Annotated in this window: 19 protein-coding genes; 6 read left to right on the top strand and 13 right to left on the bottom strand. The window is 49.7% G+C overall.

From position 1 onward, the window contains the following. Nucleotides 1-3: 3 nt before the first annotated feature. From AC2T0J_RS19305 to cmoA, 4 genes are all read right to left on the bottom strand, one after another. On the bottom strand, nt 4-828 hold the full coding sequence (locus AC2T0J_RS19305) for an HAD-IIB family hydrolase (protein WP_489807370.1): 825 nt from the start codon (nt 826-828) through the stop codon (nt 4-6). Continuing rightward, the gene (locus AC2T0J_RS19300) at nt 828-1,706 is read right to left on the bottom strand and encodes a kinase (protein WP_489807369.1); all 879 of its coding nucleotides are present in this window, start codon (nt 1,704-1,706) and stop codon (nt 828-830) included. Before AC2T0J_RS19300 ends, AC2T0J_RS19305 begins: the two co-directional genes overlap by 1 nt. Before the next feature lie 158 nt (nt 1,707-1,864). Continuing rightward, complete coding sequence (gene cmoB / locus AC2T0J_RS19295; protein WP_489807368.1) at nt 1,865-2,836, bottom strand: tRNA 5-methoxyuridine(34)/uridine 5-oxyacetic acid(34) synthase CmoB; 972 nt, start codon at nt 2,834-2,836, stop codon at nt 1,865-1,867. 16 nt (nt 2,837-2,852) lie between these two features. Then, nucleotides 2,853-3,581, bottom strand: coding sequence for a carboxy-S-adenosyl-L-methionine synthase CmoA (cmoA, locus tag AC2T0J_RS19290; RefSeq protein ID WP_489807367.1), 729 nt, complete (start codon nt 3,579-3,581; stop codon nt 2,853-2,855). Nucleotides 3,582-3,754: 173 nt separating this feature from the next. Between cmoA and AC2T0J_RS19285 the strand changes: the two genes are divergently transcribed. Together AC2T0J_RS19285 and add are read left to right on the top strand one after the other, a co-directional pair. Then, entirely contained in the window at nt 3,755-4,387 is a 633-nt protein-coding gene (locus tag AC2T0J_RS19285) for a response regulator transcription factor (RefSeq protein WP_489807366.1), read from the top strand. Between the two features lie 6 nt (nt 4,388-4,393). Further along, the gene (gene add, locus AC2T0J_RS19280; RefSeq protein WP_489807365.1) at nt 4,394-5,395 is read left to right on the top strand and encodes an adenosine deaminase; all 1,002 of its coding nucleotides are present in this window, start codon (nt 4,394-4,396) and stop codon (nt 5,393-5,395) included. A 471-nt stretch (nt 5,396-5,866) separates the two neighbouring features. On the opposite strand, the gene fadE is transcribed toward add, so the two are convergent. From fadE to purM, 4 genes are all read right to left on the bottom strand, one after another. Next, complete coding sequence (gene fadE / locus AC2T0J_RS19275) at nt 5,867-8,290, bottom strand: acyl-CoA dehydrogenase FadE (protein ID WP_489807364.1); 2,424 nt, start codon at nt 8,288-8,290, stop codon at nt 5,867-5,869. Between the two features lie 197 nt (nt 8,291-8,487). After that, nucleotides 8,488-9,255, bottom strand: a complete 768-nt coding sequence (locus AC2T0J_RS19270) for a DUF3108 domain-containing protein (RefSeq protein WP_489807363.1) — start codon at nt 9,253-9,255, stop codon at nt 8,488-8,490. Further along, nucleotides 9,215-9,862, bottom strand: coding sequence for a phosphoribosylglycinamide formyltransferase (gene purN, locus AC2T0J_RS19265; RefSeq protein ID WP_489807362.1), 648 nt, complete (start codon nt 9,860-9,862; stop codon nt 9,215-9,217). The genes AC2T0J_RS19270 and purN overlap by 41 nt, the downstream gene beginning before the upstream one ends. Before the next feature lie 4 nt (nt 9,863-9,866). After that, nucleotides 9,867-10,904, bottom strand: coding sequence for a phosphoribosylformylglycinamidine cyclo-ligase (gene purM, locus AC2T0J_RS19260; protein ID WP_489807361.1), 1,038 nt, complete (start codon nt 10,902-10,904; stop codon nt 9,867-9,869). Between the two features lie 268 nt (nt 10,905-11,172). On the opposite strand from purM, the gene AC2T0J_RS19255 reads away from it, so the two are divergent. Both AC2T0J_RS19255 and hda read left to right on the top strand, forming a co-directional pair. After that, the gene (locus tag AC2T0J_RS19255) at nt 11,173-12,492 is read left to right on the top strand and encodes a DUF2066 domain-containing protein (RefSeq protein WP_489807360.1); all 1,320 of its coding nucleotides are present in this window, start codon (nt 11,173-11,175) and stop codon (nt 12,490-12,492) included. A gap of 2 nt (nt 12,493-12,494) precedes the next feature. Beyond that, nucleotides 12,495-13,250: a DnaA regulatory inactivator Hda gene (gene hda, locus AC2T0J_RS19250; RefSeq protein WP_489807359.1), complete on the top strand. Its 756-nt coding sequence runs from the start codon at nt 12,495-12,497 to the stop codon at nt 13,248-13,250. On the opposite strand, the gene AC2T0J_RS19245 is transcribed toward hda, so the two are convergent. Genes AC2T0J_RS19245 through arsC form a run of 4 tightly spaced genes read right to left on the bottom strand, consistent with a single transcriptional unit; the run spans nt 13,247 to nt 16,582 of the window. After that, complete coding sequence (locus AC2T0J_RS19245) at nt 13,247-15,214, bottom strand: hypothetical protein (RefSeq protein WP_489807358.1); 1,968 nt, start codon at nt 15,212-15,214, stop codon at nt 13,247-13,249. The genes hda and AC2T0J_RS19245 overlap by 4 nt on opposite strands. Beyond that, entirely contained in the window at nt 15,187-15,606 is a 420-nt protein-coding gene (locus AC2T0J_RS19240) for a DUF2069 domain-containing protein (RefSeq protein WP_489807357.1), read from the bottom strand. Before AC2T0J_RS19240 ends, AC2T0J_RS19245 begins: the two co-directional genes overlap by 28 nt. Before the next feature lie 5 nt (nt 15,607-15,611). Next, nucleotides 15,612-16,226 carry an NAD(P)H:quinone oxidoreductase gene (wrbA, locus tag AC2T0J_RS19235; protein WP_489807356.1) on the bottom strand — a complete coding sequence of 205 codons (615 nt, stop codon included), beginning with the start codon at nt 16,224-16,226 and terminating at the stop codon, nt 15,612-15,614. Between the two features lie 2 nt (nt 16,227-16,228). Continuing rightward, nucleotides 16,229-16,582 carry an arsenate reductase (glutaredoxin) gene (arsC, locus tag AC2T0J_RS19230; RefSeq protein ID WP_489807355.1) on the bottom strand — a complete coding sequence of 118 codons (354 nt, stop codon included), beginning with the start codon at nt 16,580-16,582 and terminating at the stop codon, nt 16,229-16,231. 63 nt (nt 16,583-16,645) lie between these two features. On the opposite strand from arsC, the gene AC2T0J_RS19225 reads away from it, so the two are divergent. After that, nucleotides 16,646-17,167, top strand: a complete 522-nt coding sequence (locus tag AC2T0J_RS19225) for a TlpA family protein disulfide reductase (RefSeq protein WP_489807354.1) — start codon at nt 16,646-16,648, stop codon at nt 17,165-17,167. Here the strand turns inward: AC2T0J_RS19225 and bepA are convergent. Beyond that, nucleotides 17,153-18,622 (bottom strand): beta-barrel assembly-enhancing protease, encoded by a 1,470-nt coding sequence (gene bepA / locus AC2T0J_RS19220; RefSeq protein WP_489807353.1) that lies wholly within the window; start codon nt 18,620-18,622, stop codon nt 17,153-17,155. The genes AC2T0J_RS19225 and bepA overlap by 15 nt on opposite strands. Nucleotides 18,623-18,927: 305 nt before the next feature. On the opposite strand from bepA, the gene AC2T0J_RS19215 reads away from it, so the two are divergent. Then, nucleotides 18,928-20,004 carry an AI-2E family transporter gene (locus AC2T0J_RS19215; RefSeq protein WP_489807352.1) on the top strand — a complete coding sequence of 359 codons (1,077 nt, stop codon included), beginning with the start codon at nt 18,928-18,930 and terminating at the stop codon, nt 20,002-20,004. Nucleotides 20,005-20,023 lie beyond the last annotated feature (19 nt).

Raw genomic sequence — 20,023 nt, 5'->3', positions numbered from 1 at the left:
CTCCTAATCTTTCAATGAAAGCAATTGTGTAAGCATTTCTGTCCAGCCCTCAGGGCCAAGTTGTGTGCTGGTATATATATTATCTTTTTTATCCAGTGGAGGAGGCTCGTGCGTGGGCGATGCAATGCGCACGGCTATATCTGCCGCTTCCATCATAGCGATGTCATTCTTGCCATCACCTAGTGCAATAGACGTTGCCGTAACCGCCGATTGCCGTCGATACTCTTCCATAAACCAGCTTAGTGCCTTACCTTTAGTACAGTCTCCGGAAATATGGATGAAACGGCCGCCTTCCAGCGGAGTCGCACCACGTTCTCTGACTGATTCGATAAATTCGGCTTTGCGAATATCACTACCAAGCCACATTACCGGTTCGCCAAATTGGCGTTTGGCTGCTAAGCGGGCTTCGTCCTCGCTCAAACCGGTGGCAGCCATTAAGTCTTCGGTGCTCATTTCGCTAAAGTGAGTAAACTCTCCCGCAAAATCAGCTTTAACTATTTCAAGTAATTTTAACCAGTAGCCCTTGGAAGATATAAAGGACTTACACCAAAAACCATCCTGCCAAATGGTGCCGGCCGGTTTTTGTTTAAAAAAGCCGTGCGGAATATAAGCCGCTGCGCCATTTTCCACCACGAACGGGCCGTTCAAACCGATCTTTTCCCGCAGTTCGGTCATCTCCGCGAAGGTTTTGCTGGTATTTGGTATCACCGGTACTCCGCGCGCCGCAAGCGCATCCAGCGTGGGCTGGGCGGCGGCAAAGCTATAGGTATGATGATCCAGCAAAGTGCCGTCCATATCAGTAAAGATCACAGTACTTGATTGATCCATTAAACAGCCTTTTCTACATGAGTGATTTGACGGGTTTCATCCAGATGGTAAACGTAATTACACTGCGCCGGCAATGTTTCCAGGCTATGCTCTGTTAAGCGTTGATAATGCTGTATAAACCGCTCGATTTCCAAATCGGTCATAATGCCACTGTGCGTTTTATTTGAACCCAGTTTAGCAGCTAGCTTATGTTCCTGCTCTTTACGCCAGTTATATACCTGATCAAAAGAGGGCGCTTTGAGCATTACCCAGAACGCCATTTGTTCAAACAGGGTCTGGTAAGACTCAGCCAGCTGTTTATTAACATAATGACGCCAGGTTCCTAGTGGATCTTCGTCGTGCTCCAGTGCATTAACCGGATCAGCCAGCTGGGGCCTGGTTTGCGGTTTTACACCCCAACACCAGCCCTCAACCAGCACGATGTCTGGTGGCGAATGGATAACCGGCCATTCCACCACCGGAAATGGGTTGTCGGTAGCCTTGTTGAAGCGTGGAATAGAGACAGTACCGTAGCCTCGTAACCGGTCGAAAGTGGTTTGCGCCAGTGCAACATCGTGAGTACCGGGTACGCCCCGGGTGGCGAGCAGCGGGTGTACTTTTATCGCCAGCGCGTTGCGGCTCGATTTATCCAGGTAAAAATCATCCAGCGATAACGACACCACATTGAGCTTTTTGAACTCGCTGAAATAAAACACTAAAAAGTCACACAGCGTCGATTTTCCCGAGCCCTGGCAACCATTAACGCCAACAAAAAATGGCTTCTTTGCACTAATTTGGTGCTCATGGATTTCATCTGCCAATGGGATGAACCATTTTTGTGCAATGTCGCGGTAGCTATCCGGAAGTTGATGCGCCGCAAGAAATGTAGAAATGTCCATAAAGCTGCCTTAGTTATTGATGATTCGCACAGCATACTTGTAATTTTGTTACAACATCTGTGCCAATTCAGTCGATAATTACTGCTTAACGATCCCTTTTGGTTATGATTGCACAAAAAGCGATCGAAAGCAGGTGTTAGCATGCTTTAAGAAGCGGTTTATCCCTTATTCGCTATAATTACCGCCCGTTTTGGGGCTGGGTAACCCTCAATCGTTTTAGAAGGGTCTTCAGGGTCAAGAAAGTCAGCCAGGGAATGGTTGGTCATCCAACTGGTAGCGCGTTGCTCTTCGGTGCTGGTTACACACTCATCCACCACCTGGCAGTCGGTAAAGCCGAGCCGCTTTAACCACACTAACAGCGCTTTTGAGCTGGGTAAAAACCAGACATTGCGCATTTGTGCGTAACGGTCGCCTGCCATTAATACTGTTTGTTCGTCACCATTGACTACCAGCGTTTCTAGCACTAACTGGCCGCCTTTGCGTAATTGTGACTTAAGTTGTTGTAAAAACTCCATGGGATCGCGGCGGTGATAGAGCACCCCCATGGAAAATACGGTATCGAATGCGCCCACCGGTTGCATCTGTTCAATACCCAGAGGTAAAAAGTGAACTGGTGCGTCGCCGATAAAGTGCTTAATTGCTAAGAACTGGATAAGGAATAACTGGGTAGGGTCAATACCATAAACTGCGGCGGCACCTTCGCCATACATGCGCCACAGGTGGTAGCCACTGCCACAGCCTACATCCAGTACCTGTCGGCCTGCCAGCGGTGCGAGATGAGGCAATACCCGCTCCCATTTCCAGTCGGAACGCCACTCTGTATCAATGTGAATGCCGTGAACGTGATACGGCCCTTTACGCCATGGCATAAACTGTCGGAGCAATCCCTCAATCTGCTTTTGGGTATAGGTGTCGATGTCTGCTGCTGCCCCGATGGTAACGGACTCTTTAAAGTTCAGCGAACTGACATCAGTGGCAGGTAACCTGGCTACCAGCTTTTGCCACTTTTTAAACTCACCATGCAGCGCAGTGCTGTGCCATTCATCCATTTGCCGGGGCAGGGTATTGAGCCAGTGTGCCAAAGGCCCATTGAGCAGATCTTGATAGCAGGAGTGAAAAAGTTCAGACATAAATACTTAACCCGGGTTATTTAATTGCCACCAGTGACATGAAATTAAAACAGCGATACCACATTACTACATCAACAAAGCCCGCTTCTTTGAGTCGTGCCTGGTGAATATCAAACGTGTCAATCAGCATCACATTTTCAAGGGCTGCCCGTTTCTGGCTGATCTCAAGCTCGCTGTAACCGTTCTGGCGTTTAAACTGCAGGTGCAAATTGTTAATCACTTCGTTACCGCGGTCATCATCGTGTCGAATTTTTTCTGAAATAACAAAAATGCCGCCGGGTAACAGCCCGTCATAGATTTGTTTAATAATAGCGGCCCGTTCCGGTGGCGGAATAAACTGGAGGGTAAAATTCATGATCGCCATAGAGGCATTGGTAATCACTTCCGATTGCGCAAAGCCTTGTTTCACCGTAATGGGGTTAGGCAACTGAAAAGCGTCTACCTTGCGCTGACAACGTTCAACCATAGCGGCAGAGCTATCGACTGCAATAATATTGCAGTGGTTTTCGGGGCAACGGCGTGACACAGAAAACGATGCAGCGCCTAATGAGCAGCCCAAATCATACACGTTGGTATTGGCTTTCACGTGACTGGCCGCCAGTTGACCAATGGTTTCGATAATGGTTTGGTAACCGGGAATAGAGCGGCTAATCATGTCGGGAAATACATCTGCTACGGCATCATCAAACTGAAAATCGCTGACCTGCTCCAGGGGCGTAGCAAACAGATTGTCTTTATTCGGCACGATAATTTCTTCTTTATTAGCATTTTGAGCGGCAATTTTACCCGGTGACGGCAGAAAACCAAGCCTGCAGATAAAAATAATCGGTAATACAGCATTCTTTACTTCAATCGTTTAAACTTTAGTATTAACCTATACTGATTGATAATAATGACAGCAACCGAGGCTCCTATTTAATGAAGTTTATAATTGCCGACGATCATCCGCTTTTCAGGGAAGCTTTATCGGGCGCGTTAACGCCGTTATTTGAAGGACTGGAAGTTCTTGAAGCTGAATCGACGGATGCACTGATTGAACTCATTGACCGCACCAAAGAGGTTGACCTGCTGCTACTGGATTTATCCATGCCGGGCGCCAACTGGTTTGATACGCTCACCACAGTAAAGCAACGTTGCCCAGCATTACCCATTGTGATGGTTTCAGCCAATGATGATATAGATGTTATTTCACAGGCAATTACGCTGGGTGCAAAAGGTTATATCACTAAAGCAACACCAACCAAAACCATAGCCGAAGCAATTGATATTGTGCTGAGCGGTGAGCAGTGGTTACCGGCTGATATCGCCGAGAAAATGGCTTTCAACAGTGGCAATATGAATGACATGCTGGAGCGTTTTAAAGAGCTGACGCCGAAGCAGGTATTAGTACTAAAATACGTTCGTGCCGGCATGATGAATAAACAGATTGCCCACGAAATGAACGTTACTGAAGCAACAGTGAAAGCGCATATCAGTGCGGCGCTTAAAAAACTCGATATCAATACCCGCACGCAAGCGGTGTTGTTGATGGACAAGTTACAGATTAACTGATCCATTGTGATAGACACCCGGCTTCCTCTGGTGGATATCCACCGTCATCTCGACGGCAATATCCGCCCGGAAACAATATGGGATCTTGCCACTAGGCACAACATTTCACTTCCCGCCAATGATCTCGGCGAATTACGGCCGCTGTGCCAAATCCAGGATAAAACCGCTGATTTGCTGGCGTTTTTGGCGCGGCTGGATTACGGGGTTTCTGTGTTGGCAGGTACCGATGCCTGTTACCGCATTGCCTATGAAAATATGCAGGATGCCAAACAGGCCGGTCTTGACTACGTCGAACTACGGTTTTCCCCTTTTTATATGGCGCAATCTCATCAGTTAAACGTAGCCGATGTGGTGGAAGCAACCATAGCAGGCTGTGCAGACGGCAGCCGCGATTTTGCTATTCGACATAATGTAATTGGTATCCTTAGCCGCACCTTTGGTACGGTTGCCTGCACCAAGGAACTCAACGGCTTGCTGGCGCACAAAGACCATATCACGGCATTGGATTTAGCCGGTGATGAGCTGGGGTATCCTGCGCCGTTGTTTGTCGAACACTTTAACCAGGCTCGGGACGCCGGCTGGCACATTACGGTTCATGCCGGAGAGGCCGATGGCCCGCAGAGCATCTGGAATGCTATTGAGTTACTGGGTGCCAGTCGAATAGGGCATTGTGTGGCCGCTAAAGACGACGAAAGGTTGCTCGCGTATCTGGTGGAGCACAACATTGGCGTGGAAAGTTGCCCCACGTCAAATTACCAAACCGCAACAGTGGTGGATACCGCTAATCACCCTATGAAAGCCTTTTTAGAGGCGGGTGTGGAGGTTACCCTTAATACCGACGATCCAGGTGTGTCGGCCATTGATATTGGCGATGAATACCAGGTAGCCAAAGAGGTTATCGGGTTGAGCGATGAGCAACTGCGGCAAATTCAGATTAATGGCGTTAACCAGTCCTTTATTTCAGCCACAGAAAAACAGCAATTGTTCGAAATGGCGTTGAATCGTTAATTGATTATTATTGCAAATTCATTGACTAAACGTTTTTTCAGGGAAGCAATAGTGAATAAAACCATTGTGTGTTTTTAGTGTTGCTGCTGTGCGAATACCAAAAACGAACTACATGTTGATTGCAGCTCGGCTGAAATGGCCCAAAGAAGTTTGCAGGAAATGAGTAAAACGCTGAGTCACAAACAACCTATCCAGTTGTTTGCAATTCAGCTTGACAATGTGAAAGGCGCCGATAGTATCGCTAAAACTTAGGACAATACCAAAGAAATGACCATGGAATATGGCCAGGTGGGCAGTAAAATCGAAGGCCTGAATTTCTACCGGATCCTGGAGTTGGCTGAGCAATACTCAACCCAGGTAAGCCGTCAGTAAATAAACCGGTTATAGGGTGTTACCTGCTACAAGCTTAATCTTGTAGCAGGTACAAAAAAGGCACCTTAAGGTGCCTTTTTTAATGGGTCTGATGCTGGACTATCTTATTGCGGCAACCAGCTCTTCCGGAGCAAAATCATCTACAGCGATAATCTTAGCGCGGCCTTTTTCGGTGCGTTTGAGCAGCTCTGCTTCTGCTTCGCTGATAAGATCCTTCGCCAGGGCTTCTTCCGCCAGTTTATCGAGCTGCGTAAAGCTACGTTTTTCGCCCAGGGCACGACAGATATTGTCGAACACCGGCTCTGCTGCCAGGACATCTTCCAGGGTTTGCTCCAGCTCACCGGGCAGGCTGCCAGGCTCGCGGGTGAGGTACTGCCCCTGACCAAGACGCGTTCTGGCGGTACCAGGCTGTTGTAATAACCTGGCTATTTCATGCTCGGTGACATCGCTGGGTTTTGATACCCGGTGGCCAAAGGGGATAAGTTTTAATTTTAACACTAATCCCAGCCACTTAACGGGGAAGTTGTCCAGGAAATCCATCAGTGCGGTTTCCAGATTATAAATCAGATCCTGCATTACCCAGTGTAGCAATGGCAGGTCTTCATGCTGACGGCCTTCTTCGTCGAAACGTTTAAGGGTAGCACTGGCCAGGTAAATATAACTTAGCAGATCACCTAGTCGTGCTGATAAACGTTCACGACGTTTGAGCGTGCCGCCCAGAATCCCCATGGATAAATCGGTGAGCAGCGCCAGGTTGGCACTGTAGCCCTGTAGTAGCTGATAATAGCGGGCCGTGCTGTCTTTAAACGGAGACTGGTGGAAGTAACCACCGGTCAGCGTAAACCAAATGCTTCGGTAAGCATTGGCAAGGGCAAAGCCAATATGGCCAAACACGGCTTTATCGAATGCCTTAATCGCTTCCTGTTCATCGACAAGTGCAGCGGCCTTAATTTCGTCTAACACGAAGGGATGACAACGCATGGCACCCTGACCAAAAATCATCATATTACGGGTCAGAATGTTAGCGCCTTCCACTGTGATGGAAATAGGCATACCCTGATAACCGCGACCAAGATAGTTGTTTGGTCCAAGCATAATGCCCTTACCACCATGTACATCCATGGCATCATTCACGGTGACTCGCGAACGCTCGGTAAGATGATATTTACAAATGGCCGAGATCACCGAAGGTTTTTCACCCAGGTCGACACCCACGGTAGAGAAGCGGGTAACTGCATCCATCATGTAAGCATTACCCCCAATACGGGCGAGCATTTCTTCAACCCCTTCCATATGACCAATAGGAAGCTTGAACTGGCGTCTGATTCGGGCATAAGCGCCGGTAGACATCGCGCAGGATTTTGCGCCGCCGGCAGAGGTCGAGGGCAGGGTAATACAGCGACCTACCGACAGACACTCCATCAGCATCCGCCAGCCTTTACCGGCCATGTTTGCACCACCAATGATGTAATCCAATGGTACAAAAATATCCTTGCCACGTACCGGACCATTCTGAAACGGTGTGTTGAGCGGGAAATGGCGTCTGCCAACATCCAGTCCTTTGGTATCGTGCGGAATTAACGCGCAGGTGATACCCAGTTCTTTTTTGCTGCCCAGTAAGCCATCGGGATCGCACAGTTTAAACGCCAAACCAATAACCGTTGCAACTGGCGCCAGGGTAATGTAACGCTTGTCGAAAGTCAGGCGCATGCCCAGTACTTCTTCACCTTCCCATTCGCCTTTGCACACAATACCCTGATCAGGGATTGCACCGGCATCAGAGCCTGCTTCGGGGCTGGTTAAGGCAAAGCAGGGGATTTCATCACCACTGGCCAGGCGTGGCAGATAATGATTTTTCTGTGCTTCAGTACCATAATGCTGAAGCAGTTCACCCGGGCCTAATGAATTAGGCACCCCAACCGTACTTGAAAGTACGGCGCTGGTGCCAGCCAGTTTCTGGATAACACGGGATTGGGCAAACGCAGAAAACTCCAGACCACCGTATTCTTTTTTGATGATCATGGCGAAGAACTTGTGTTCTTTCAGGTAAGCCCAGACTTCGGGTGGCAGGTCCGCATCTTTGTGATTTACCTGCCATTCGTCAATCATGCCACAGACTTTATCTACCGGTCCATTGAGAAACGCCTGTTCCTCAGAGGTAAGGCGGCCCATGGGAATAGCATGCAGTTTTTGCCAGTCAGGTCGGCCGGAGAAAATCTCACCGTCCCACCATACAGTGCCTGCGTCGATGGCTTCCTGTTCGGTGGTCGACATCTCCGGCATCACCTTGCGGTAAAAGGCCAGCATTGGCTTGGTGAGGTAAGGGATTCGAATGGATGACACCGCAAAAGGGGCCATAACAACGATAAATACGAGCCAGCTAAATAGCCCGAGGGAACCAAAAATCGTACCAACCAACAGTACGCCGCCTGCAACAATAATGGCATTCATTAAGGGCAGGCGTTGATAGGCCGCCACACATAGTGACAGTATTACCAGTAACACCCATATAAAATCAGACATTTGTTCTCCTCGTCCAAGTACTCTGTTTTGAGGTCTGACCAGATATCTTAAAGCTATCCTCGCTGACGCGAAAAATCAAGTTATAGTGGCATGACAATGAGTCAGTAAACTGTCATTAAATAATGACGAAGCGGGAAGAGCGGCAGGATACTCGCGCAGAATAAGGGGGGCATGCAGGGCAACATGCCGCCGGCAGCTTAATCACTTCGTTTAATCGAAAAGGCTTTTAAGCGTAAGTCGCCTTGTTCATCACCGTCTTTAAATTGCTGTAAACGTACCAGCTGGTAGTTTAAATCCGGCGCAAACCAGGCTAGCGTGTAGCGGCTTTTCGAGTCGCGAACAATCTCCACCTTGATAGCTTCAATTTTGCCATAGGGTAAGTCGACGGTTTCTTTACCCAATACACGCATACCGTAATGGCGCTGCTGCCCCCGATAATTGATAAAGTCATAGCTTAAGCTTTCCATCCCGCGCGACAGGCGAATGGGCGCATCAAGGCGGTACAGCTGATTATCCAGCTCGCCCTGCCAGGGCAGCGCGAAAGCTTCGTCATCATTCTCAATTTGGATCTGCCCACCATCATCGCTGGGAAATTCCACTTTCAGGCTTTTGTCCGGGCCGGTACCGGTGCGTGAGTAATTATACTGTTGGGGAACGAGGTGATCGCCCTCAACCATGAATATGGAGTGCTCAAAGCGTTTATCCGACAAGAAGAACTTAGAGACTTTAGACTGGTAGGTCAGTGAATACAGGCCCTCAGATAATTTTTCCAGTGAAATTTTGGCGGAGCCGAGATTATCGTCCCATTTGTAAGCGTAATAAACCGCTTCAAAGGGTGTAATAAGATTGGTGGATTCTGATGGCGTGGTGTCGGCCAGGGCCGACACACAGATAAAGCCTGACAGAAGGGTCAGGGCCAGAGACTTAGTCGTTCGCGTAACCGTTGTCCGGAAGAACTTTACCATCTAATAATGCCTTATTGTTGTTCATTTTAAGCCGGCCACTGCAATACCAGTGAACCACTAGCGGGTAAATACTACGTTCCTGCTCCTGCACGCGTTGTGCCAGAGCTTCGGCGTTATCATCTTCAAACACCGGGACTTTACATTGAATGATGACAGGCCCGCCGTCAAGCTCGGGCGTCACAAAATGAACACTCAGGCCGTGTTCATCGTCACCATCGTCCAGTGCTCGCTGATGAGTATTTAACCCTTTGTACTTGGGCAACAAAGATGGGTGAATGTTCAATAGACGGCCGCTAAAATGTTCAACAAACTCGCGGGTGAGAATGCGCATAAAGCCGGCCAGCACTACACAATCCGGCTGATAGCTAGCCAGGGTGGCCAGTAACGCCTGATCATAAGTTTCGCGGTCTTCATACAGCTTGTGATCTAAACAAATGGCTTCGATGCCCGCATTGCGGGCCCGTTCCAGACCATATGCGTCAGGGCGGTTAGAGATAACACAGGCAATGTTTGCATTAATTTTACCAGCCTCTACCCAGTCGATTATGGCCTGAAGGTTAGAGCCATTACCAGAAATCATGACGCAAATGTTAGGTGTTGTACTCATGTGACTAATTGATCTCAACCTGATTTTCGCCGTCCAGCTCGGCAATTTCACCTAACAGCCAGGCTTTTTCACCGGCGTCGTTTAATACAGCCAGGGCTGCATCAACATCCTGCTCGTCCACTACCAATACCAGGCCAACACCACAGTTAAAGGTGCGGTACATCTCGTGAGTTTCTACATTGCCGTTATCCTGTAACCAGTTAAATACGGCAGGCCATTGCCAGCTGTTGGCATCTACCACGGCTTTTTTATCGTCTGGCAGGACGCGCGGAATATTTTCCCAGAAGCCACCACCGGTGATGTGCGAGATGGCTGCAACGTTAACGCTTTCGAGTAACTTCAGCACCGACTTTACGTAAATGCGTGTTGGTGCAAGCAGTTGGTCGATAACCGGCGAACCATTCAGATCAGCATTTACATCGGCACCACTGACCTCGATAATCTTACGGATTAATGAGTAACCATTAGAGTGTGGCCCGGAAGAGCCCAGCGCCAGAATTTTCTGACCAGCTTTTACCATGCTGCCATCAATCACATCGTCGGCTTCCACGACACCGACACAGAAACCAGCAATATCGTAATCGTCGCCGTGATACATCCCCGGCATTTCTGCGGTTTCGCCACCAATCAGCGCGCAGCCTGCCTGTTCGCAACCGGTGCCAATGCCTGATACTACGGCTGTGGCAGTATCCACATTAAGTTTACCTGTGGCGTAGTAATCCAGGAAAAACAGGGGCTCGGCGCCCTGAACAATCAGATCGTTTACGCACATTGCAACCAGATCGATGCCCACACTGTCGTGACGCTCAAAGTCCATGGCTAAGCGTAACTTGGTGCCAACACCATCTGTTCCAGATACCAACAGCGGATTTTTGTATTTTTCCGGCAATGAGCACAGCGCACCAAAACCACCTAAACCACCACGTACTTCAGGGCGGTGGGTACGTTTGGTTACGGACTTTATGCGTTCAACGAGTTGGTTTCCAGCGTCGATATCGACACCGGCATCTTTATAACTTAATGAGGTATTTTTTTCAGACACGGGTAAGCCTTGTTGCATGGACTGGTTTGAATGCGCGGATTCTACCAGTATCCGGGGGTAAGTCCAACGTGTAAGCAGGGTTTACTTGGTAAATTGCACCGATGATTAATCCTGCGTCTGTATAAATTGTCGCCAGTCAGTCCGCATATTGGTTATCAGAACGCAGATAAGCCAATAATTAAGGTGAAAAACGTGTTTAAATAGATAACAATAAACCGTCCGAAGGGCGTGCACCTTTATTGCTATTAACATGGAGTTTGCGAAGCTTTTGCCCGTAGCAGAATTACTTAATTTATCGAGAAAACTCTCGCAGCTGACTGCCGCCATTACCTTACTGGTAAGTAGTGCCTGGCTCGGCATGGCACACGCCAGCTCCACGGTTGAACTCGGTACCGGTAAGGTAGCGGTTGAGAATAAATCCAGCCGTGCGCTCAGTCACGGCACCGGCGAGGCACTGGAACAGTTGATGGTAAAAATTACTGGGCAACAGGATATCAGTGATTATCAAACCGTTGATGCCATTCGCCGTAATGCCAATCGTTACTTACGGGCCTACCGTTTCACAGAAGAACAGGGGGAGTTGTTTTTAGTAGCCGAGTTCGATCGCGAACTTATTGAAACGGAACTGGTAAAGCAAGGCTTACCCATCTGGGGGAGTCGACGCCCGGACGCACTGTTATGGCTTGCCATCGAAGATGATGAGGGTGAGCGCCGCATTGTTGACGACGGCAATCAGAGTGAACTGGCCAGAATGACCCGTCGCCAGGCCGAAACGCGCGGAGTGCCTTTGGCCTTGCCGTTGATGGATCTGGACGACACGCTAACCATTAATGGCTATGATGTATGGGGCTTGTTTCCTGAACAACTGGTAAATGCAGCCAGTCGCTACAACGTTGATTATGTGCTGGCAGCGCGCTTATATCCTAATCGCACCCGCGAGATTGTGTATCGCGAGCCAGAACAGCCTGATTCAACTCGTTTTATCCCTGAACCCTTTACTGTTCCCGCGCTCCGGATCAATGAATTCGGTGAGGTAACCTTACCCTTGCCGGCGGAAGTGGATGCGATTGAAATGTCGTGGCTAGAAAAAGAGTCTGCCAGCGGACCAGTGTTTACCCAGGACGAATTTTCAACCGTTGCGGCGCGTGCCAGAAAGGGCCGCTATTCACTGGATTATTTGTATCTGGCCGCGAATCAGGGCGCTTATCAGATCACTCACGACACGCTGATAGGCGACGAGCCTGAAGTGTTGCTAACCACCTTTATTAACGACTACGCCAATTACCTCGGGCAGAATTTTGCGATTTTACCTGTCGATGGCAACGCCGCCCAGCCCATTGATATTTCGGTGGGTAACCTGTCGAGCCTGGCGGGCGTGGTCGCGGTGCAAAATTATTTGAAGAACCTCAGCGTGACCGACAAAGTCATGCTGGTGAAGCAGCAGGGAATGGTGAGTACATTCCGCCTTAACCTGCTGGGCACAGAGCAGGATCTGCGCTCAGTATTATCACTCGATAGCCAGTTGCAGCCTTTGACCGATGCATTTGGTCAGCCTCTGGAAGGCATGCATTATTTCTGGAGTCAGTAGCCATGCAGTTGCCTTTACCGGTTACGCTTCCTGATGATGAGACCTTCGACAGCTTTATCCCTGGGGGAAATGATGAGGTGGTATCGTTATTAAGTTGTGTGGCCAGTCATTCGCCTGACTGGCGTGGCGAACCGGCACTGGCACTACTGGATGCGGCTTCTATACCACTCATCAACCTGGTAGGCAGTTCTGGCCGGGGTAAAAGCCATTTGCTTTACGCCACATGCCATCAGCTGGCGGCCCGGGAAATTCCTCATGCTTATGTGAATTTTACGGATGTGGTTAACCTGTCGCCCAAGCTGCTTGAAGCGCTCGAACAACTGCCGGTAATTTGTCTGGATAATCTGGAAGCTATTGCCGGTCATGCAGCGTGGGAAGAGGCGGTATTCGATCTGATTAACCGTGTAAGCGAAACGCGTATCGGCCTGTTGATTGTGGCGGCGCAGTCGGGACCCAATGCCAGTAATGTGCGACTGCCGGACCTGCGTTCGCGTATCAGTGCTGGATTAACCTACCAATTAGTGTCGCTAAATGATGAACAACGCGGTGAAGTGTTAAGCTCGAGGGCGCAGCAGCGGGGGTTGTCACTATCGGCTCAGGCACTGCACTATCTGCTTAACCACAGCCAGCGTGATCTGCCCAGTTTAATGGCGCTGCTCGACCGACTCGACCAGCGCTCATTGCAAGAGCAAAAGAAAATCTCAGTCGCTTTGGTTAAGCGAGAGCTGGCTGAAGATGCGGATCCTTCCGCTTCTTAGTACCTCAGATGATTCTCCCAGTGTCTGATTTGCAATGCCGGGCGGTAGGGCTTTTCTGAATCTTCCCGTCGCAGTGGTGAGAGCCGTTGCGAGTTGGTCAGTGCCTCAAAATCAAACCACGATGTATCGGCCTGCAGTTGAATAGTGTCCGGTAATTCAGCCTGGATCTGCGCTACATTCAGGTTGGGTAATACCCGTTCTACAGTGAATGCCGTTCTGGCCTGCAGAGTATCCTGATTAATGCGGTTGCGCTGGCCCCAGGTGATCAGTGCATCGGGATTGTTATTGTTACCAATCACGCCCACATCGGCACTCACCCCCAAACGATGCAGCATCATGAAACGTTCAAATAAAGTCGCATAATCTTCGCGTTCGGTATAATAGGCGTAAAACGCCGGTGCGGTATCCGCGCTGAATTCATCGGCAGCTTCGCTTGGCGTGTAATTACGTTGCGCGGTGGTGGCGGATTCTCCGCCAAAGGATACATCGGCCAGTGCGTCCAGTACCGACGAATTCAATGGATACTGGTTGTACAGCAAAGTGGACCGGGGGGCATTGTTCTGGAAGAAGCTGAGTGGGGTTTGCGTCTCAGCAATCCCGGCCCAGGAAGACGGCGGGAAAAAGTCATTGGCATGGGCCAGTTCATGGTACATCAACCATGACAGTGCCGCTTCCAGTTGATCCAGGTTACGGCTGTTATGGCTGCTCGCAGCCAGTGAGGCCTGAGGATAGTAATATCTGTCGTTCTTAACGTAGCGCCAGTAAATACCAAACTGTAAATCGTTACCAAAATCACTGCGGTAGTCCGGAGCCGTGTTTAAGGTATCCCGCTCCTCGGGCGTACGCCAGAAGTTCCTGGCATCAAGGTAAATGGCGCCGGTACGCACCCAGTAAAAGGAGGGGCGCACGTCATAGGAAATAACCACTGCCGTTACGCCGCGCAGCAGATTCAGCATATCTTCAGAGGTAGCTGAATTTTGCAGGAACTCAGCAAAGCGATCGCCCATCCACGGGTGCGACATCAAGGTTTTATCTAAAATGGTTTCAATGGTGGGGCTACTGGTTTGCATGCCAATTAATGGCAAGTCATTAAAGGTACAGCTGTTAACCAGCTGATTCGTGTACACACACTCTTTTAGCCCATCAGCCCAGGGCGTATCGGCCCGGTAAGGAATGAGGTCGGTGGTCAGATACATATCGTTTTGGGTGAAAATCCCATTACTGCTTACTGTGGTATCGTTAATCCCCACTAACACAGTATCACTGGCTGTGGTGCCATCATCAAAAGTCAGCGTGACCGCAAATTCCATGACGTCGTCTCTAGCCACTTCCGGTGCGGCAAAAAACGCACTTTGCAGTGGTCCGCCGGTGCTGTCTTCCTGATACACAATATCTTCGGCCTGAGGGCCGGCAAGTTGCTGCCATTGTGCATCGGTAATGATTTTGGCGGTGGGAGAGTCGACCCGTAAAGATACCCGGCCACGCTCGGTTGCCATATGGTCGAGGCGAATATTGGCCTGATTCTCCTCGTCGGATGCTACGGCATTGAGAGTGAAACTTAATGAGCGTTGGTCACCGTTTGTGGTGGTTGCCATCACGGTAAATTCGTACGTGCCGGTGGCAGGAATATCAAAGCCAACTGCCTGAGTATGGGCGGCGAGTAAATTAACGGCAGGGCCGCTGGTTTGCTGCCAGTTAATGGTGTCCAGGGGCTGGCTATCGTTGCTGAGCACAACAAATCCTACTGATGCCTCGACGCTCGCATCAAGTTCGCCGAACAGGCGCAGGTTATCTGCGGTGAGGGCCGGCTCAACTGCCGTGAATCCGGGCGTTGGAGTACCTGGTGTTGGTGATACGGTGCTGCCAGCATCATCGCCACTACCACCACAACCACCTATCAGTAACGCAGCCGACAATGCGGCCGCGCTGCGGTTGGTTAAGAGCGCTTTGAAAACCTCTCGCATTCCTCTTTCATCTCCTCTTTGAGCTTTTTCAGCCCCAGGCCCAGTTCCCGGCCGCGTAAACGGGCAAATACGCTGCAGCCGGTAAACATGCCGACTACCAGCACAACTTCCACTGCGGCAAGCCAACGTTCGTTGTCGACGGCGTAAAATACGGTGAGTCCATGGAGTAAATAATATAACGCAATAAAATTCGCCCAGGCATGGGTGTAAGGCTTAGCCTTAATAATGCCATGCAACGGCAATAATAAGGGTAAAACGTACAACAGAAAGATAAAGACCAGTGAATACTGCTGATCAGTTGTTAAAAAAAGTTGCCACAGGGTGATCCAGACCAGTAAGCCAAGATGGCTGGTCAGTGCTAAAACGCGAAACCGTTGTGTCTTTGCTGACATGGGGATCATACTGCATTACCTTTTTCTGTGTTCATGGATGTCAGCGCGTTGGCCAGTTGTGCCAGTCGCTTGCCCTGAGCGTGGCAGAGCTGTTTTTCTTCATTGCTTAATGTGGTGATATTATTGGCCGCAAGATGCGTTACGCCATAAGGTGTGCCGCCGGTTGCTGTGTTATGGAGTGCCGGTTCAGAGTAGGGCAGGCCCGCAATTAGCATACCGTGGTGAATCAACGGTAGCATCATCGACAATAACGTCGACTCCTGGCCGCCATGCATACTGGATGTTGAAGTAAACACGCAGGCTGGTTTATTGATTAGCGCACCGTTTAACCACAGCCCACTGGTTGAATCGAGAAAGTGTTTCACCGGCGCTGCCATATTGCCAAAGCGGGTGGGGCTGCCAAGCGCCAGCGCACTGCAACCCTTCAGGTCATCCAGAGTGATGTAAGGCGGGCCGGCAGCCGGGTCGTCTGGTTGCTCAGCATGCGGATCCGATGAAATTGGCGGCACGGTGCGAATTTTTGCTGTTGCACCGCCTGCTTCGACACCCACACCGATGGCTCTGGCCAGTTGTTCGGTGGCCCCGTGACGGCTGTAATACAGGATCAGTACCGGCGCCATTATCAGAGGATTTCCAGCACGGATTCCGGGGGACGGCCAATGCGGGCTTTATCACCGTTAATTACCACCGGGCGTTCCAGTAGTTTCGGGTGTTCTGCCATCGCTGCAAACCGCTGTTGGTCGGTTGCGTCAGCGGAATTAAGACCCGCTTCTTTATATTCTGTTTCTTTTACCCGCATCATTTGCGTTACGTCGTCAAAACCCAGTTTTGCGAACAGGGATTTCAGCTCTGTCTCACTTAATGGCTCTTTTAAATATTCAACCACATCGGCTTCAATGCCTTTTTCTTGAAGGAGTTTTAGCGTTTCACGACTTTTTGAACAACGCGGGTTATGCAGTATTTTTATTTCAGGCATAGTGTTCTACTTATCCATTGTGTTGTTATGATAGCGCCAGTTGTTGTACTGACGGTTATCGGGTTGAACAGATTGAAAATTGTCGCAGATTATAAACGAATTACGCAACAACGTGGATCTTTCCGTGTTGTCATCATGGTTGTGGTTGGCATTATTGCACTGGCCGGCGGAATTGCTTTGCGAACCCTGCAACCACTGACAGTCAATACTGTGCAGGGTGATCCGTTCAACTGGCAAAGCGAGCAATGGACTGTAGTGAATTTTTTTGCCGAATGGTGTCAGCCCTGTCTGCGTGAAATTCCCGAGCTTAATCATGTCCACAACGCTCAACAGTTTCGGGTGCTGGGAGTCAGTTTTGATGAACTCGATAATGAAGCACTAAGTGGTGTGGTGTCCCGGCAACATATTCAGTTTCCGGTAGTGGTCAGTGAGGCGATGTCCGATTTACCGGTTTCCATGCCCATAGTATTGCCGACAACGTATATCATTTCTCCAGCAGGCGAGGTTGCCCTGACCATTCGCGGCGAAGTCACTCAGCAGAAACTGCAAACGGCCATCAGGCAGGCTAAGTTAAAAATGCTTTAACTTTTCCTGCTCGTCTCTGAATTGCTGGATGCGCGCCCGGATCCGCTGTTTTTCAAGGTGATCGTCGCCGGTATAGTTGTACGCATGTTGCAATTCGTCAATGGCATTAGGATACGCACCATACAGGGCGAGTAATTCCGCTTTGCTCTGATGCATACCTTTATAAGACTTTTCTGCTTTATAAGCATTACTTAACAATTGATAAGCCAGTTGATCCTGGGGATGGACCAGCAAATAATCGCGGATAAGCTCAATGGCGGCGTCATGGTTATCATTGGCCATGTAGGCATTGGCCAGGTTAAGCACCACCACGCTGTTACGGGGTTTATGTTCCAGCTCTTTTTGCAGCATGTTGATGGCTTCATCCGCTTTACCCATGGCCAGTGCAATGTCGGTGGCCAAATCAACGTAAAACAGATTGCCCGGTGTTCTGGCCAATAGTTGATCGTTAATCTGTTTGGCCTTGAGGTTTTCCTCATTAGCCAGGTAAGCAATGGCAAGCCCATAAAGGCCGGCATCCCGAATCGCAAAGGTGTCATTTTCGACGACTGCCTTAAAGTGTTCCAGTGCGTAGTCGGGCTCAAACTGATAACGGGCCAGCAAACGAGCCTTGGCCAGATTAAACGATAAGCTGGGGCGCAGCCGGACGTCCGGATAGCGGCGCATGCGATTGCGGGCATCGGCAATCCGTTTTTCAGTTAAGGGGTGGGTCAATAACCGCTCGGGTGGTCTGGAACTGGTGCGGTACTCCTCGGCCATTTTACCAAAAAAGGTCGAGGCAGCTTTCGGATCGAAACCGGCCTGATACAAAATATCAATGCCAATACGGTCGGCCTCCTGCTCGTTAGAGCGGGTGTAATCAATGTTCAACTGATTCGCCACGGCCGTAGAGGTTTGCATAGCGGCAATACCGGCTTCAGGGTTAGCCATGGCCAGTAGGATACTGCCCAGCATGGAAGCAATCTGTAATGGTGAACTGCGCTGTTGCGATAGTGCTCTGCGCGCCAGATGGCGCTGGGTAACGTGCGTTATCTCGTGAGCGAGCACAGAAGCTACCTCACTTTCGGTATCGGCCCGCGTAATGATGCCGGAATGCACGCCAACATGGCCGCCGTAAAAAGCAAACGCATTCATTACGCTGTTATTAATAATGAAAAACTCAAAGGGGAATTTGGTGTTTTCGGCTTGCAGGACCAGTCGGTTACCCAGATCCTGGATGTATTCGGTGAGTACCGGATCGTCAATGACCGGTGCCTGACCGCGCATTTGCCGCATAATGGCATCGCCAACCAGCATTTCTTTATCCAGAGTAAGGACCTCTGATGCGACTACGCCGATATCTGGCAGCGTGTTTTTATCGCTACCAATTGACTGGCCAACAGAGGAAACCGGCAACAAAGCCGTAGCTATGCCCATCGACACACCCAGGATACCGGATCGAAAAAATTGTCTCATTTTCCCTCAATTAAAGCCTGATACTGCTATATATACGACAATCTGACAGCATTCAGTTCCCTGAATTTAATAATATATTTCAGATTTGAACCTTTTAATGCCATTGCTTGAAGGCCTTGCAAGGCAAAACAGCAATGGTGCAGATGGTCTGATCACACCACATGGTGCGGCTGGGTGCAAGTTCTATGCGTTACAATTCAAGTGTTTGTCGGTATAGTAACGCTCTTTATTGTTGAGTGCCGGTAGATAGCTTTGGCGCCAGGCAGTGCTCTTACTGTTGGCGAAAATGCGTGAAGGAATGATGAATGTTTAGTGTTTTTGGGCGCTGGTACAAACGTAAGTTTTCCGACCCTGATGCAGCCATGCTGCTTATCCTTATTTTAATCAGCAGTGCACTGTTACTGTTGTGGGGTGACATGCTGATGCCCGTCATCGTGGCTGCGGTAATTGCATATTTGCTCGACTGGCCGGTGACCCAGCTAAATCGGGTGGGGTTGGGGCGTTCGCCAGCGGTTGGGTTGGTGTTACTGTGTTTTATATTAATCATGGTGTTACTTACCATCGGCCTGGTGCCCGTGATTACCAAGCAAAGCGTGAGCCTGGCTCAGGAGCTACCGATAATCTGGCAAAATGCCCAGTCTTGGCTGCTAACGTTACCGGATAAGTACCCGGAATACGTGCAGTTTTCGCATATCTACGAAATGATGGAAGGGGCTAATCAGCGTCTGGTGGATTTTGGTGAGCAGGCATTATCGGCGTCCATTGGTTCTATCACCAGTGTGGCAGCGTTATTGATTTATTTTATTCTAGTGCCGCTGATGGTGTTCTTTATGCTGAAGGACAAGCAGTATTTTACCAACAGTATTTCCCGGATCCTGCCCAAGGAGCGCCGCCTTATTGCCCAGGTGGGTAACGAGATGAATGTACAGATTGCCAACTACATTCGCGGTAAAGTGATTGAGATTATCATTGTGGGTGCGGTGTCATGCGTGACATTTGCGATTATGGATCTGCGGTACGCCTTGTTGCTGGGTGTACTGGTAGGTCTTTCAGTCCTTATCCCCTACATTGGGGCTGCAGTGGTAACCATCCCGGTTGGTGTGGTGGCAATGTTTCAGTGGGGCATTTCGCCGGAATTCTGGTACCTGATGATCGCCTACGGCATTATTCAGGCGCTGGATGGCAACCTGCTGGTGCCTATCTTATTCTCCGAAGCGGTTAGTCTGCACCCCTTGTATATCATTATTGCCGTACTGTTCTTTGGCGGGTTGTGGGGATTCTGGGGTGTATTCTTTGCTATTCCACTGGCAACGCTGGTTAAAGCGGTGGTTACTGCCTGGTCATCTTCGCCCGAACAACTGCATGCCAGCGAAGAAGCTTAAGTCTTCTATCCTGTTCTGT

This window comes from Alteromonas sp. ISO5 (assembly GCF_058105165.1).
This window is presented reverse-complemented; position numbering and strand designations above follow the sequence as displayed.